This window comes from Acetobacter tropicalis (assembly GCF_001580915.1).
GTDB classification, from domain to species: domain Bacteria; phylum Pseudomonadota; class Alphaproteobacteria; order Acetobacterales; family Acetobacteraceae; genus Acetobacter; species Acetobacter tropicalis.
This window is the reverse complement of the sequence record NZ_LHZQ01000156.1, coordinates 1-13943: the sequence shown is the minus strand read 5'-3', so window position 1 is coordinate 13943 and position 13943 is coordinate 1. Positions and strand designations below refer to the sequence as shown.

Genomic DNA, 13943 nt, shown 5'->3' with positions numbered 1-13943 from the left:
AGCCGTCCACACCATCAGTTCTCAGTGAAAATCAACAGGTATAATCAATGTTGAAAAATGAACCTGTGGTTGTCAAAACAACCACAGGTTTAGTCATTTTGGTACGATCAGGTGAACAAGCGAGGCACTTACGAATAACGCTACTGTGCTAAGCGCCCAGATGCCGATGAACCAGCCGATACGCTGGCTAAGTCGCCGGGGCGCGTTGTCCCCATTGCCTTGTACGATTTCAATGATAGCCATCTGCTTCCGTTACCTTTCCGCGGAACACGCGATAGGAGTAAACCGTGTAGGTCAGGATGATCGGCAACAAGATGACGGTGCCGACCAGTTGGAAAAACTGACTGGAAGGGGGAGATGATACATCCCACAGCGTCAACTCGGGTGGAACAGCATATGGCCACACCGTAATCCCGAGGCCGGACAGGCAGAGAAAGAACCATCCGAGAGCACACAGGAAAGGTCCTTTGGAATGTCCACGGCGCAGACCGATGGTCAGCAGAAAACCCAGTGCGATTACCAGAAGGGGAACAGGTGCGACAAATGCGATATTTGGCCACTCGGTCCAGCGCCGCAGGTAGGGTGCGTGCAACATGGGCGTCCACAGGCTGACAGCTACGATACATACAAACAGCCCGATCGCCAGCAGCTTCGCCCATTTCCGGCAGGAGGCTTCCAGCACATCGGTCGTACGCCAGATAAGCCAGGTTGCACCCAGTAGGGCATAACCGCACATGACGGCCACTCCGCACAGCACGCTGAATGGGGTTAGCCAATCCAGTGAACCGCCAACAAAAGCCCCGTCCACGACCTTGATTCCCTGGACGACCCCTCCAAGGATTGCGCCCTGACAGAAGGCCGCGATGCCCGATCCTGCCATGAAGCCAGCGTCCCACAGTTTTTCGCGTCCAGTGCCGCGTGTCATGATACGAAATTCAAAGGCCACACCACGGAAGATCAGGGCAACCAGCATGAGCACGATCGGCAGGTAGAACGCAGGGAGTAGTGTTGAATAGGCCCCAGGAAAGACCCCATAGAGCGTAGCACCGCCAAGGACCATCCACGTTTCGTTCCCATCCCATACAGGGGCGATGGTGTTGACCATCACATCCCTGCGGGCTTCATGCCGCTCTACGGCGAACAGCATTCCAATGCCAAGGTCAAAGCCATCAAGGATGACATAGATGGTGATCGCAGCGACCAGAATAACGGCCCATATGATCGGAAGCCAGTATGCGACGTCCATCATGTTCAGGCTCCTTCGCCAGAAGAGGGATTGATGACTTTGGGATGAGTGCTTGTGGCCAGAATATTCGGGGCGTGAGAGGGGCTGGTTTCATGTTCACCTTCTTGTGGCGCGCGTGCCAGCAGGCGGCCCAGAATGCCGATCCCTGATCCGAATACGATTACGTAGACCACAACAAAGACGGTCATCGTCAGCGCCATATTGGACAGGGCGATTGGGGAAACACTGTCGGATGTCCTGAGCAGACCGTAGACGGTCCAGGGCTGACGGCCGACCTCGGTCGTAACCCAGCCGCACAACAATGCGATGAAACCGGTGGGCGCCATGCATACGGCGACCCGATGAAATCCTGGACTGCTAAACAGGGTTCCTCTGCGCCTTAACCAGAGCGACCAGAACCCGACAAGAACCATCAGCATCGCCAGCGCGATCATGATGCGGAAGGAAAAGAAGATCACGGGAGAAGGCGGCCGCTGGTCACGCGGGAAATCCTTCATGCCAGGTACTTTACCATTCAGGCTATGTGTCAGGATGAGTGACCCGGCCAGCGGCAGCCTGATAGCATAATCCGTATGTTCGGTTTTCATGTTGGGAATACCGAACAGCAGTTCCGGGGCACGCGCTTCTGATTCCCAATCCCCTTCCATCGCGGCAATCTTGACCGGCTGGTATTTGAGCGTGTTCAGCCCATGGGCGTCACCGGCGAGGACCTGTAGCGGGGCAACGAAGGCAGCCATCCACATTGCCATGGAAAACATCAGGCGCACCGGTTCGCTCGCCTGTGTGCCCGCACGGCGTGCCTTGAGCAGATGCCACGCCCCTGTCGCTCCTACTATAAAGGCAACCGAAAGAAAGGCCGCCAGACCCATATGTACAAGCCGGAAAGGAAAAGAGGGATTAAAAATAATGGCAAGCCAGTCTGCGGGTATGAAGCGACCGGTAGCAGCATCAATTGTGTATCCTTGTGGCGTCTGCATCCATGAGTTTGACGCTAGGATCCATGTCATCGAGATGAGTGTACCGACCGAGACACAGCATGTTGCTGCATAATGCAGGCCGCGTCCTACTTTGTTCATGCCAAAGAGCATGACCCCGAGGAAGCCCGCCTCGAGAAAGAAGGCTGTCATGACTTCATACGATAGGAGAACACCTGTAATAGGGCCGGCTTTCCGGGAGAAGACCGACCAGTTCGTGCCGAATTCATACGACATGACCAGCCCGGAGACGACGCCCATGCCAAAGACGATCGAGAATATCTTGATCCAGTATCGGTAGAGGTCGAGATAAGCTGACCGCCTGGTTTTAAGCCATAATCCTTCCAGCACGGCCAGATAGGCAGCCAGTCCGATTGAGAAGGCGGGAAAAACAATATGAACGCCTACGGTAAAGGCGAACTGGAAGCGTGCCAGAAGCAGCGCGATATCGTGCGATGGTTGCATGGGTAACTCCCCAAATCGTGATCCAGCCGCATTTATAAGAAACGTAAAATTTCCATAAATGACAGACTGTCAGACGGTTTTATTGTTATAATATTCGCACTGCCTGATAGGCGTGTATATCTGTTCCGTTTTGGTTTTGGAAACGTCTTTGGTTATCATACAGTCATCTTTCTAACAATCCTTCAACCATGACATATTGATAAGTGCAGAGTCTTCGGATTGTCTGGTATGAGTTCGCCATTTTTTCATAAAAATGATCTTATACGAGACTGATAACGTTAAGATACCAACAGGCGTTTCCGCGTGATCTTTCCTGAGACAGTCGTGGGCAGATGTCTGACGAAGTGGACTTCCTTAAGACCAATCCAGCGACCGAGTGCCTGATTGACCCGTCCGATCATTTCCTCGGAAGAAGGTATGACTTTTACACCGGAGTTAGGTACTACATAGGCGACAGGTCGCTGCCCTCTCAGTTCATCGGGAGAGGCTACTACGGCACAGGCATGAACAGCCGGATGGGCGGCAATGATCTTTTCGATCTGCACACCCGAAATCCGTCGTCCTGCGACCTTTATGACATCGTCGGAACGCCCGAGCATATGCACGGCGCGGCTGGCCTCGATCATGCCTTCGTCGAAGGTACGATAATACCGGTTCGTTTCATCAAGATAGGCGGCAGGAACACGGATCGCTCCATCCTTCCATACGCCAGCCAGGCAGCCGGGTGGCAGCGGCAGGGAGAGGACAATTTCCCCGCACTGTTCACCGGGTATGGACGGCACGATTTCCGGACGGAAACCCGGTGCGGGCCGCCCAATGTCATTCATGAGCGGGACCGGATCGCGCTCGGGCAGGCCAAAGAAATGGGCGGTGATGCTCCACCCGGTTTCAGTCTGCCACCAGTGATTGACCACGGGTTTGCAAAAATAGGATCGTGCCCACTCCAGCAATGTCGGGTCCGCATATTCTCCGGCCACGAAGATGCGGGCAGGAGTTGGTAGGATCGCTCCTGACAGGTTGCGGCTTTCCTGCCGCATGAGGCGCATCTGTGTTGGTGTGGTGAACAGGCATTTCACGTCATGCTCATGGCAAAGCGCGCGGATGGCGGAAGCCGATGCGCCGCCTTCCACGATCACGCTGGTGCAGCCGCTGATCAGCGGCGCATAGACGCCGTAGGAATGGCCAACCACCCAGCCCAGATCCGATGTCGTGAAGAAGGTGTCACCGGGTTTGCAGCCGTAGATCAGATCCATGGACAGGGCCAGAGCGACAGCGTGGCCACCATTGTCACGCACAATGCCTTTCGCATGACCCGTCGTTCCGGATGTATGAAGAATATACAGGGGATCTTCGGAGCGCAACGTGACCGGTTCTGCCGGTGCGGACTGTTCCAGCGTATGGAAATCATGATCCCGCATCGGCACGGGCGATACCGGACAGGCCGGGCGCTGCACGATCACGCAGGCCCGTGGCCTGTGCGTCGCTCTGGCCAGTGCCTCGTTCAGGGCCGGCGCGGACGCAACGGGCGTCTGCCCCTGAAAGCTGCAACTGGCGATGATGATGACTTTGGGCGCCACATCATCAATCCGGCGCGCCAGTTCAGGCCCGGCGTAACCGGCAAAAACCACGACATGCACCGCCCCGATCCGCGCGCAGGCCAGCATGGCGATGGCCGTCTCGATCATGGTCGGCATGGCGATCAGGACGCGGTCGCCTTTCTCCACCCCCAGCGAGCGCAGACCACCGGCAAATCCGGCTACCCTGCCCTGGAGTTCCCGGTAAGTTACAATCTGACGTTCCTTCGTGGCGCAGGAATGCCAGATTAGTGCCGCCTGCGCGCCGCGACCATTTTCAACGTGCCGGTCTACCGCGTTATGGCAGGTATTGAGCGTGGCATCGGGAAACCAGTCATGCCAGCCATCCTCCCGCGTCCTGCATGCAGTCACAGGAGCCTGCTTCCATGTGATGCGTTGCGCCGCCTCCAGCCAGAACTGCTCTGGCTGATTCAGCGCCACATCGTGCATCGCCTCGTATGTCGTCCATGGAAGCATGGCGCTTTACTCCGTTCAGGCTACAGGCACGTCTTTGCCGGTGATCTGGCTGGCCAGCCACGCGGCATCGCGCGAAACGCCTGAGAACCGTCCCGATCCCCAGGTGTGCAGCCATGGCAGGCCGAGGAAGTAGAAGCCCGGCGCATCGGTCACGCCGCGATGCCAGACCGGCTTGTTGGCTCCGTTGAAGACCGGCACATCGATCCAGCGATAGTTCGGACGGAAACCGATGCACCAGAGAATCGAGGTGATCCCGGCGGCCTTCAGGTCCAGCGGAGCGTTACTGCCATCAGGCTCCCAGACCGGCACATAAGGGGCTTCGGTCGGGGCCGTGATCCCTTCACGGGCGATGTAGGTGTCGATGGATTTCTTGATGTCGGCATTGGTCCTGTCCGCATCATCAAGGTTTTCCGCAAGATCCGGCGCGAAGTGCGCCACTTCATCGCGGATTGTCTCCAGCGTGCCATGCAGGCCAACGCCCTTCTTTGCAAAGAGGCGCAGGTCAAGATCATGGCCGCCATTTCGGCCCGTGACATAATGATTGGTCTTGTCACGCGCGCCGTCGCGCAGAGGGTGATTATCCACAGTAAGGTCGTAGAAGTGCATATCCGCAAGCCAGTCCACAACGTCCCGCCCACGGTAGAAACGTGAGACACGCGGGGCGGAGCCAACACACAGATGGACCTTGCGTTTTTCAAGGAACAGGTCCTCGACAATCTGCGCGCCGGACTGGCCGCTGCCCACGACCAGCACAGCCCCTTCCGGCAACTGGGCCGCGTTGCGGTAATTCTGCGAGTGAACCTGATGAATCGCGGGGTCGATCGCGCTGGCATAGCCGGGGATGACCGCGTCCTGATATGCGCCTGATGCGATGACAACATGCTTCGCGTGCCATGTATCACCACCTGCCACCACGCGATAGCCACCACCTTCATGGCGGGTGATGGAGGTAACGGCTGTGTGCTCGCGCAGGGGCGGATTGAAGGAGGCCACAAAGCCCTTCACGTATTCGATGATTTCCTGCTTCACCATGAAGCCGTGCGGGTCTTTCCCCTTGTAAGGATGACCGGGGAGTTCGCATTGCCAGTTCGGTGTGACCAGGCAGAAATTGTCCCAGCGTTCATCATCCCATGAATGGCAGGCGGTCTTTGCTTCAAAGACGATGTGCTCCACTTTCTCGCGGCAGAGATACCAGCTCATGGAGAGCCCGGCCTGTCCGCCGCCCACGATGATGACGGGGATGCTTTTTTCGTTCTGTGTCATGGTCATTCTTTTCGTCTCAATAACTGAAAGACAGGACGCGCACCTGCGCGTCGGACTGGTTCAGGAAGGGCGCACCGGCCTGCCTGATGGCGTGAAGCTGGCCAAGGGCGCGGCTGCATGGGAAACCGTAGCGGGTGCGAACCCGCTCGCTGGCATCCGTCAGGGCGCTGTCCGCCTTTTCAAGAAACTCCCGGACCGGATAATCCTGACCGGGCGTGAAGTGGTCCCTTATGACCAGCGACGGGGAGTAACAGTCAGTCTCCTGCCCATCGGGCCAGCGCACACGAAAGGTCATTTCGGGCATGGTGACAAAACTCCTGAAGCAATGGCATCGGTGCGCGACCGCGCTGCCAGACACCGATATGCGGGGAGGTGCCGACTGGCGACATGGCCCCAGTCGAAACGGCGGGCGGTTGCGGGGCCGCTGACCCGGAAATGGTCACGGTTTTCGACGCGCAGGGCGTCGCGCAACGCCATGAACAAGGTGTCGGGGTGCGCCGGTTGGCACCACAGCGCATCCGTTGCCGAAAAATGCTCCGTGAAAGGTGCGATTGCCGGCACAATAACAGGCGTGCCGCAAGCCAGGGCTTCCAGCGGGCACAACCCGAACCCCTCGGTTACGGATGGATAGGCCAGCAGGTCCGCCTGCCGATAGAATGAAGGTATGTCTTCATCCGCAACCGGCCCGGTGATGGTGACATGATCGGCCGCACCGCTTTCGCGCAGACGCGCCATGAATCGATTGCGGTAAGCAGAATGATCCAGCAGTGAGGCCCCGCCCGCCACAACCAGATGCACATCAGGCTGTTCGCAGCGAAGGGCCAGAAATGCGTCGAGCAATTGCAGCGTGTTCTTGCGCCGCTCGATCCCGCCCACGGACAGGATCAGGTGACGATCGGCAGGCAGATGATACCGCGCCCGCAACGTGGCATCGTGCGCGCTTTCTACGGGCGAAAAGCGCACGGGATCAACCCCGTTGCCCACGACCGGGGCTTCGCGGCCATGGTCGTTGCGCAGGACATCTTCCCACATTGTGCTGACGGTAAACAGTTCGGCCGCCGCCCTGATCCCCCGTTCCTGCCGCGCGGCAAGGACCGGGTGCGTGAAATGGTCAAGATGGTGGACCGTGCGGGCAAAGCCCGGTATCCGTCCCTCTTCCACCAGTTCGGCCAGTGCATTGGCGCTGATCGGGTCCTGCGCATGCAGCACGTCAAAATGCTGCCCACGCAGGGCGTCCCTGATCTCGCCAATGCGGCGTTCCACCAGCGTTGGCAGGTCGGTCTCAGGCACGGCCGGGATGCAGTTTGTGGCGCAGCGGGGCGTGCGGAAGAAACCGGCCCCTGTCACGTCCGGCGCAATCAGCGTTGCGTCATGGCCCGCGTCACACAGGGCTTCCGCCAGCGCCATGCCGTGCACCACACCACCGCGCGGATTGGTCGAATGGGTCAGGATGCCAATGGACAGACTCATGACACAAACCCCATGAGCGGCGTCCGGGCGAGATCCCAGAAGGTTTCTTTCTCCCCGTCCCATATGATATCAAGGCGTCGTGTCATATCGCACTGTCCGATGATGGCGGCAGTGATCCCGCGTGCCTGAAAACGTGCGATAATTGCCCGGGCATCCTCGGGCCGGGCTGTCAGCAGATAGCCATAGCTGGGGAATGCGGACAGCCAGCGTTCCATTGGTGCATCGTCGGGACGTGGAATGTCATCGAGCGTGATGGTCATGCCGATACCCGAACATTCGGCCAGCATGAGCGCGGTGCCCAGCAGTCCGGCCATGCTGATATCCTTGGCAGCGCGGCTCAACCCGTCCTCGGCAATGCCGGGCAAGAGATCGAGATCATCTCGAAGGCGTGCCGCCCCCTCAGTATGACACAGTGCGGAACTGGCATCCCAGAACGGGTGCGGGTCGTGCCAGCGGCCGCGCAGATCAATGGCAGCGATCAGCACCTCGCCCGGTTGGGCATCGAAACTGGTCAGCAGATGACGGGCACGGCCAAGGATCGCGACTGACAGCGAATTATGGGTGCTGCGCATGTTGGTATGGCCGCCGACAACCGGCACGCCATAGGTACGCGCACCTTCATGCAGACCGGTCAGAATGGACGCGGCCGCCTCGGACGTATCGCTCCACAGCGCGTCCACTACAGCTACAGGGCGACCGCCCATCGCCGCGATGTCACTGATATTGACCATCACGCCGCAATACCCGGCAAACCATGGCATGGCGCGCACGAAGCTGTCCTGAAACCCCTCGCTGGCCAGCAGGAGATAGCCATCGCCATCTGGTATGGCAGCACAGTCATCGCCAAGGCGGATACCATCGCCTGTATCCCGACCAAGAATTGCGACAGTTTCGGCAATATCCTGCTTGCCCGCAAGGGCCCGACCGTGTCGAAGCATGCGCAGCAGTGTCGTCAGTTCGCGTGCCATCATGCCACCTGCCGGTTACGAGGCTGCGGGCGCAGCAGCCAGGTCTGATCCTGGCCATGCGCCGGATAGCGTGAGAGGTCGGCCTGCATGTCGTGATGCGGCCGCCCATGCAGGGTCATGGCTCCAAGGCTTTTCCAGTACAGGCGACGGAAGAACAGCACGTTCTGTTCCTGTACCTGGGCCAGGAACCGCGTGGCCCCAAGTCCGTGCGCCGTGCTGACCGCCATGCGGATGAGTTCCGCGCCGATCCGTCCCAGTTTGCGATGGTCTTCATGGACGGCCAGACGGGAGCCGCGCCACACACCGGGCTCAGCTTCATGGATGCGCACGGCGCCCACCACCCGGTCCGGCATGCCCGCCATGCAGCACGCCGCGATGATGGGAATGGCAACCGCGTCGATTGCGTCCCGGTCATCATCGGCAAAGACCTGCTGTTCGGTGCAGAACACGTCGCGGCGCAGCGCATGGTAGCCAGCCCGTTCCCACGGCGTGCGGGCCAGCCGCACGACATATTCGGTCGGGATGAACGGGCGGTCGTCCACGCCTTCGAGGATCGCTGTCATTATTCGTAAGCCGAAAGGGAGGAACAGGCGCCACACCGGCCACACCCGGCGCGGATGTCGGTGGATTTCATGTTCGCATCCCGCAACATCCGCCCAAGCGGTGCGAGTACGGACTTCATGAAGTCGGCGGAAGGCGATGCGTGATTTTCCAGAGGTGTGCCGGAAATGGGTACGAACGGCACCACGAAGGGATAGACCCCAAGTGCGATCAGCCGTTCAGCCAGAGCCAGAATATCTTCGGCGCTGTCGCCAAGGCCTGCCAGAATGTAGGTATTGACCTGCCCGCGCCCGAAGATCGGTACGGCGAAAGCAAAGGCGTCCATATAGCGATCGACGCTGACCGTGGCCTTACCGGGCATGATCTTCTCGCGCACCGCCTGCGTGGCAGCTTCGAGATGCATGCCCAGACTGTCCGCTCCTGCATCCCGCAGACGCTGGAACCAGTGGTGATCGCGTGGAGGCTCGCACTGCACCTGAAGCGGCAGATCCACCGCCGCCCTGATGGCACGGGCTGACTCCGCCAGCACGGCTGCACCCCGGTCAACCACGTTGGGTGTGCCGGTGGTCAGCACCATGTCGCGCACGCCGTCCAGTTCCACGGCGGCTTTGGCGACCTCAGCCAGTTGCGCTGGCGTCTTGTAGGCAATGGTGCGATCAGCCTCCAGCGACTGGCCGATAGCGCAGAACTGGCAGGACGTGCGCCGGTCGGCATAGCGGATGCAGGTCTGGTGCACCGTGGTCGCCAGCGTGTCGCGGCCATGCAGCAGGGCGATCTTCCAGTAGGGGATACCGTCCGCCGTGCTCAGGCCATAGAAGCGCGGGGCCGCCGGGAAGTGAATCGTGCCCAGTGTCTGCCCATCGCGTAGCAGCGTGCTGGCCCCGTGCTGGTCCGGCGGGCTGGCCTGAAATGGTGAATGCCGCGCGCCAGATGTATAGACCGGGACCATGACGGTCTGGCCTGCAATGGTAATCGTCTTGTGATCCGAAGGACCGGCGCCTCCCTTGCGGGCAATGCCGCCGGTCTGCTCACCGATCTGCAGTCCGAAGGACTGTAGATCGGTAACGAGCTTGCGACCAGAAAGTGTACCGAGCGTCGGAATGGTCATGACGCAGCCTCATCTGTAGATGTGGGAACCGGATTGGCTTCCCCAACGTAATGAACGGTGCGGGCGGGCCGCCGGTCCTGAAGCAGGCTGAGCAGTTCGGGCCGTGCGTAATGCCCTACGGAATCCATCATCCGCTTGCGCTTGGTAATCAGGGCGAAGTCGAGATCGGCAATCACCATCCCCTCGCCTTCCGTCAGCGGTGTGCCGAGCAGCTTCCCTTCAGGCGAGACGATGGCCGTGAAGCATCCACCCCGCAGCGGCCCTTCCAGCGCAGGGTCGCCCGCTATTTCCTTGATCTGCTCTTCCGTCAGCCAACCCGTAGCGTTCACCACAAAGCAGCCGGATTCCAGCGCATGATGCCTGATGGTGACTTCCATCTGGTCGGCAAATATCTGCCCTACCAGCGAGCCGGGGAACTGGGCGCAATGGATTTCCTCGTGCTGGGTCATCAGCGCGTAGCGGGCGAGCGGATTGTAATGCTCCCAGCAGGCCAGTGCGCCGATGCGACCGGCGGCACTGTCCACCACTTTCAGCCCGGAGCCATCGCCCTGCCCCCAGACCATGCGCTCATGGTAGGTGGGCGTGATCTTGCGGCGTTTGAGCAGGATTTCACCTGTGGCATCAAAGATGATCTGGGTGTTGTAGAGCGTGCCGAAATCACGCTCGTTCACACCCAGCACCACGACCATGCCGGTCTGACGCGCGGCCTCGGCCACCATGTCGGTAACCGGACCGGGAATGACGACAGCGCGTTCGTAGAGCGCCAGATGCTCCCCACCGAAACGGAAAGCCGGCTGGATGAACGAGAAATAGGGGTAATAGGGCACGAAGGTTTCAGGAAAGACCGCCAGTTTCACGCCTTTTTCGGCGGCTTCACGGATGGCCTGACAGACTTTCCGGGCTGTCCCCAAACCGTCATCGCCGAGGACGGGACTGATCTGGATGGCAGCAGCGCGAACGATACGTGACATGGCTTGCGGTCCTTCCTTTGGCCTTTAGAGAGTCCAGGTATTGAGGATGAAAGCGTTGTCACGACGCGCAAGGAGGATAATGTCGAGCACGTCTTGCGGATTGATCGGCGTGATGCCTGGGATCAGGTTCTGCTCACCGTATCCGTAGAGCGCCTGAAGCGCGAAACGGCAGGCATAGACTTTGCCGCCCTCTTCAATAATTTTTGCAATCTGCTTGTTGCAGTTCATGTGCCCAGGAAAGGCTTCATCACCCAGACGTGGGAAACCGCGCTGCACGCCAAGAGTAACACCTGGTCCGTACAGCAGAACGGATGTTTCAAAGCCTTTGCGGATCAGACGTGTGGCCTGAAGCAGATTTACAAACCCAACCGAACCTTCATTGGCGACGGTATGAAAAGTAATAAGAGCTTTTTCGCCTGGTTTGGCTTTGACGTCTTCAAAAACCTTGTTTTCATAATTAACGAAGCAATCACCATCCTGATATGGTGCATGTTCGACTTTTGGCATGATATCTCTCCCGTGTGATGCGATCTCCAGCCAGAAACCGGAACTGACCGCTGTGCCGAAGTGAACGTGACACGGGATAACCAAATGACAAAATATTGTATGCACTTAGAAATAAGTACAAACAAAACAATCTTAACAGTTTATTGTCTTGAAAAGGTATACAGAAACATACAAAAATAATATTCAAGACATACAATTCCATATAACGCGCGTAACTATCTGTTTTATCATTATTTTTTAATCACGCATTCGTGAATGATGCACTTTTTTGTTTTTCGAACATTCAGGCGAGACTCAACGAAATCAAATGAGTCCGTTGAGTCCCAAACCCAAAACCATGTCATACAATATCGGCGAAACCGGGAGAACGCTTATGCTGAAGAACGGACACCACACCATTTAAAGATTCTTCAAGACTTGCTGCATCTGGTGCGCTGCCAAGCGCGATACGCGCGCGCTGTGGTGACTCACCGCTGATTGTAAAAACTGTGCTGGGGACCAGAGCAAGACCACGTCGGCGTGCATAAGCGACAAAGTCCGCACTGCCCCACCAGTCAGGCAATTTCAGCCAGACATGTGGACCGTTCGGATTCATGCAGTGTCCTTTCCCTAGAACCTTTCGCGCAATGGATTGCCGCAGGCGAAGTTCTTTGCGGATGGCATGAAGAATTGTTTCCGCTTGCCCCGTTTGCATCCACCGCGCAGTAAGCGCGCTCAATAAACCTGCATTTGTCAGAGCGATCGCCCGAATGGCAGCTGTCACACGCCGGGTCATATCTGCATTCGGCAAAGCGACGTAGGCTGTGCGCAGGCCTGGGCTCAATGTTTTGGCAAGCGTAGCAATATAACTGACCCGACTATGATCCAGAGCTGCCAACGCTGGCAGTGGCTCATCCATCAACAGGCTGTAAGGATCGTCTTCGGCAATGTGCAAATGATGACGCTGCGCCACTGCGAGAATATCCTTGCGCCTTTGCAGTGACATTGTCGCTGTAGTGGGATTATGAATGGTAGGAATACAGTAGAGTAGTCGTGGATGATGTTGCGAACACACTCGGTCTAGCTGATCTGGCATCATGCCTTCAGCATCACTGTCTACACCAACCAGAATAAGATCAAATTGCGCTGCAATGGTTCGGATCCCTGGGTAGGCAATACGGTCCGTTACAATCACGTCTCCTGGTTGGGTATGCGTGCTGACGATTGCTGCTAATGCGCTTTGCGCACCGGGAGAAACCAGAACTTCTTCTATGCGCCGCTGACCGATAACAGGTGCTATCCATTTTGCGCCAAGCTGACGCTCCTCAATCGTGCCCCCAGTTACCCTGTAGGACATGAGACTATTCAAATCCTGTTGCTTCAAGATAGCGGAGATATCACTCTGAATAATACGCTGGAGCGGTGGATCCTGAGGAATAGGCGGCAGATTCATGGTAAGATCAACCACCGCAGGTCCGGTATGGCGCCAATGGCTTTCACCGGCACCGACGCGCACAAAAGTTCCCCGCCCTACAGTTGCATCAATGAGACCACGACGCCTTGCCTCGGTAAATGCACGCGTTACAGTTGTCAGATTGGTACCAAGATAATCTGCAATCGTTCTTTGCGGGGGAAGTTTATCCCCTTCCCGCAAATCACCTCTCCGGATGGAAAGAGCCAAGGCATCAGCAAGTGTCAGGTAAATGGCATTCGGGCTTTGACTGATTTCTTCTTTCCAGTGAGCCAGATAAGGATAGGCTGACATGCGTGGCGGCTTCCATATATTCGACAAGATTGTATTGCACTACATCCCATACAATCCATGCAATGCATAGCGCAGCCGCTTATCTGTGAGAACAATTGTCTCCACATTGCTACGATTTAATTCATAGCATTGTGCACAACACGCAAGTTCAGACTTTAATTACCTTGTGGCAAATCTGTTTTAGAACAAGTAAGAAAAATGAAGAAACTTATTCCGTTGTGGCTGAGCAATGCTTGAATATTTATATGTCTTTTTAGTATCAATTATTTTTTTAATAATACCTTGCACGACAGCTTATGCTCGTCCTGAACAGTCACACGCTATCAGCACCATACATTCTGATATAAATGAACAGGTTTACAGCATACCTTTTAGAGAAGGTGGTTACGTAAGAGTGCTCTTTTGCATCCCGGCAACCCACCGAGGAACAATCATCATGTTTCCTGGCGGTTCTGGTGATATTGGCCTTGGGAAAAATGGCGCAATCCGACACGATCATAACTTTGCTGTCCGAACACGCCGGCTATGGAACAGACAAGGTTACGCAGTCATTATTCCAGATACAATCAATCATATTAATACCAACCGTTGCTTGGGGTGACTCAGGGGGTACCC

General features: G+C 57.2%; 13 protein-coding genes. All 13 read right to left on the bottom strand.

Annotated features, from left to right (window positions below):
* Positions 1–93: 93 nt before the first annotated feature.
* The 13 genes from AD944_RS16210 to AD944_RS02535 all read right to left on the bottom strand — a co-directional run bounded on the left by AD944_RS16210 (position 94) and on the right by AD944_RS02535 (position 13328).
* Complete coding sequence (locus AD944_RS16210) at positions 94–243, bottom strand: DUF2474 domain-containing protein (protein WP_007397858.1); 150 nt, start codon at positions 241–243, stop codon at positions 94–96.
* Positions 230–1249, bottom strand: coding sequence for a cytochrome d ubiquinol oxidase subunit II (cydB, locus tag AD944_RS02590; RefSeq protein WP_006115550.1), 1020 nt, complete (start codon positions 1247–1249; stop codon positions 230–232). The genes AD944_RS16210 and cydB overlap by 14 nt, the downstream gene beginning before the upstream one ends.
* Before the next feature lie 2 nt (positions 1250–1251).
* Positions 1252–2685: a cytochrome ubiquinol oxidase subunit I gene (locus tag AD944_RS02585; RefSeq protein WP_006115551.1), complete on the bottom strand. Its 1434-nt coding sequence runs from the start codon at positions 2683–2685 to the stop codon at positions 1252–1254.
* 278 nt (positions 2686–2963) lie between these two features.
* The gene (locus AD944_RS02580; protein WP_045543333.1) at positions 2964–4736 is read right to left on the bottom strand and encodes an AMP-binding protein; all 1773 of its coding nucleotides are present in this window, start codon (positions 4734–4736) and stop codon (positions 2964–2966) included.
* A gap of 15 nt (positions 4737–4751) precedes the next feature.
* On the bottom strand, positions 4752–5999 hold the full coding sequence (locus AD944_RS02575; protein ID WP_045543341.1) for an MSMEG_0569 family flavin-dependent oxidoreductase: 1248 nt from the start codon (positions 5997–5999) through the stop codon (positions 4752–4754).
* Between the two features lie 16 nt (positions 6000–6015).
* Complete coding sequence (locus AD944_RS02570) at positions 6016–6303, bottom strand: MSMEG_0570 family nitrogen starvation response protein (RefSeq protein WP_045543334.1); 288 nt, start codon at positions 6301–6303, stop codon at positions 6016–6018.
* Positions 6291–7469, bottom strand: a complete 1179-nt coding sequence (locus AD944_RS02565) for an MSMEG_0565 family glycosyltransferase (protein WP_045543335.1) — start codon at positions 7467–7469, stop codon at positions 6291–6293. Before AD944_RS02565 ends, AD944_RS02570 begins: the two co-directional genes overlap by 13 nt.
* Entirely contained in the window at positions 7466–8440 is a 975-nt protein-coding gene (locus AD944_RS02560) for a sll0787 family AIR synthase-like protein (RefSeq protein ID WP_179946507.1), read from the bottom strand. Before AD944_RS02560 ends, AD944_RS02565 begins: the two co-directional genes overlap by 4 nt.
* Positions 8437–9000 (bottom strand): MSMEG_0567/Sll0786 family nitrogen starvation N-acetyltransferase, encoded by a 564-nt coding sequence (locus AD944_RS02555; RefSeq protein WP_045543336.1) that lies wholly within the window; start codon positions 8998–9000, stop codon positions 8437–8439. The genes AD944_RS02560 and AD944_RS02555 overlap by 4 nt, the downstream gene beginning before the upstream one ends.
* Positions 9000–10106 carry an MSMEG_0568 family radical SAM protein gene (locus AD944_RS02550; protein WP_045543337.1) on the bottom strand — a complete coding sequence of 369 codons (1107 nt, stop codon included), beginning with the start codon at positions 10104–10106 and terminating at the stop codon, positions 9000–9002. The genes AD944_RS02555 and AD944_RS02550 overlap by 1 nt, the downstream gene beginning before the upstream one ends.
* A complete protein-coding gene (locus AD944_RS02545) occupies positions 10103–11077 on the bottom strand; it encodes a Nit6803 family nitrilase (RefSeq protein ID WP_045543338.1) in 975 nt (324 codons plus the stop codon). Before AD944_RS02545 ends, AD944_RS02550 begins: the two co-directional genes overlap by 4 nt.
* A gap of 24 nt (positions 11078–11101) precedes the next feature.
* Positions 11102–11584 (bottom strand): MSMEG_0572/Sll0783 family nitrogen starvation response protein, encoded by a 483-nt coding sequence (locus tag AD944_RS02540; protein ID WP_045543339.1) that lies wholly within the window; start codon positions 11582–11584, stop codon positions 11102–11104.
* Between the two features lie 340 nt (positions 11585–11924).
* A complete protein-coding gene (locus AD944_RS02535) occupies positions 11925–13328 on the bottom strand; it encodes an aminotransferase-like domain-containing protein (protein WP_045543340.1) in 1404 nt (467 codons plus the stop codon).
* Positions 13329–13943: the final 615 nt, after the last annotated feature.